Source organism: Rhodococcus sp. (in: high G+C Gram-positive bacteria) (assembly GCF_049591685.1).
In the GTDB taxonomy this organism is placed as follows: Bacteria; Actinomycetota; Actinomycetes; order Mycobacteriales; family Mycobacteriaceae; genus Rhodococcoides.
This window is the reverse complement of sequence record NZ_JBAWFH010000158.1, coordinates 1-1,514: the sequence shown is the minus strand read 5'-3', so window position 1 is coordinate 1,514 and position 1,514 is coordinate 1. Positions and strand designations below refer to the sequence as shown.

Here is a 1,514-nt window from a genome sequence, read left to right as displayed (position 1 = left end):
GGCAAGGACCGGGAGTCACTGCAGCCCTCAGGACTCCGGCGCGGTCCGGTGGTACTTGTTCAGTGTAGGGAAGGCTTACCTCAAGTGGCAAGCCCTACGATGCGCGCCATCCGATCCGCCCCAAGCCGGACGCTCGTGATCGAACCGGCGCACCCGCAGCCACGAAAGCGTCGAGCAGAGCCTGTCCGCGGCGAGCACTGTCCGCAGCGTGAGTACCCGCAAGCGCCGGGACGTACGTCGACGCGCCGAGGATCGAGTCCCCCACCGAACTCCAGAACGTCCGCTCGTCGAGCGGTGCCCGCTGCGATACGGACCGAAGAACCGCCTCGAGCGAAGTGATGCAGCGATGCGCGGTCCACACCAGCAGGGCCTCCTCGCACGGGAGCGTCACCGTGCCCGGCCGACCCGCGAGTGCGTCACCGGGCAGGACCCGAATCAAAGGCGAAGCAACCCCCGCCCAGTCGATACCCTCGTCGCTGTCCATGTGGATCCACAGATTGTCGATTCCCGGATCCCACGCCCGCCCGTCCAGCACCACGAGGGCCGTCACACGGCCGACGATCGCGTGAATCAGCGCCGTCGCAACCTGTACCGCAGCTGCTTCCGGCACTTCGAGATCCTCGAGCGATCTGCTGAGCATGCGATCGGTCCGGTCGGCGTCGAGGCCGGCGGCCAGTTGCCACCAACGGCGCTTGGTTTCGGCGGCCATCGCGGCAACCGCGTACATGCGTGGGTAATCGGGATTGAGCGAGCGTAGGCCTGCGCACGAGCGATCCAGCGGGCTCCCCGGACCGACCCGTTCGATCGACCGATACACATCGGCCCAAGCATCGGACGTCGTTACCGTCAGTGACACCGAAACACTCCCTCCGTCGTCGTCAGGGCGCATCACAGGCCCACTGATGATAGGTTAGCCTAACCATTGCGCATCCGGCGTCCGGGCCACCAATCGGTCCGCCGCACACCTTTCGGCTTGGCTTGCCTAACCTGAAGGCGCAGAATGACGAAGGGTTCCGTAACCTAAGCGTCCGACCAACGATCGAAGTGAGGAGTCACGCGCCAGTGACGACGACACCATTGTCTGTCCCGAAAGGGCCTCACCCCGGCATCGACGAGGACTTTTCGAAAGAAGACGTCCCCACCGGTGTCGCGCCGTGGGCGCCGCGCATCGCCGCCACGATTGTCGACCTTGCAATAGTCCTGCTCCCCTTGGGAATCGGGTGGTCGATCGTCGCTTCGCTTCGAGACGCGAACGGCGGAGGGGAGGCCGACAGGTTCGTCTTCGGTGCGATAGCACTGAGCGTGGCACTGGGGCTGTTCCTGTGGAACCAAGGGTTCCGGGACGGCAACGAAGGTCAGAGCACCGGTAAGCGATGGACGAATCTCGTTGTGCGGGACCTGCACACCGGCGACCCCATCGGTGTTCGACGCGCACTTCTGCGGCCGTTCGGGCTCGGGACGGCAAGCACCGAGGTGGTCCGGCAGAAGCGAGCAATCGACGAGCTGTTCACTCC

Annotated in this window: 2 protein-coding genes; one reads left to right on the top strand and one right to left on the bottom strand. The window is 65.2% G+C overall.

Annotation, left to right across the window (positions count from 1 at the left end; all coding sequences use genetic code 11):
- Positions 1–94: 94 nt before the first annotated feature.
- Positions 95–856 (bottom strand): hypothetical protein, encoded by a 762-nt coding sequence (locus WBQ44_RS06640; protein ID WP_495565931.1) that lies wholly within the window; start codon positions 854–856, stop codon positions 95–97.
- Positions 857–1,062: 206 nt separating this feature from the next.
- Here WBQ44_RS06640 and WBQ44_RS06635 point away from each other — a divergent pair.
- Positions 1,063–1,514 (top strand): RDD family protein (locus WBQ44_RS06635; protein ID WP_495565930.1); only part of this gene is annotated, 452 nt, incomplete at its 3' end.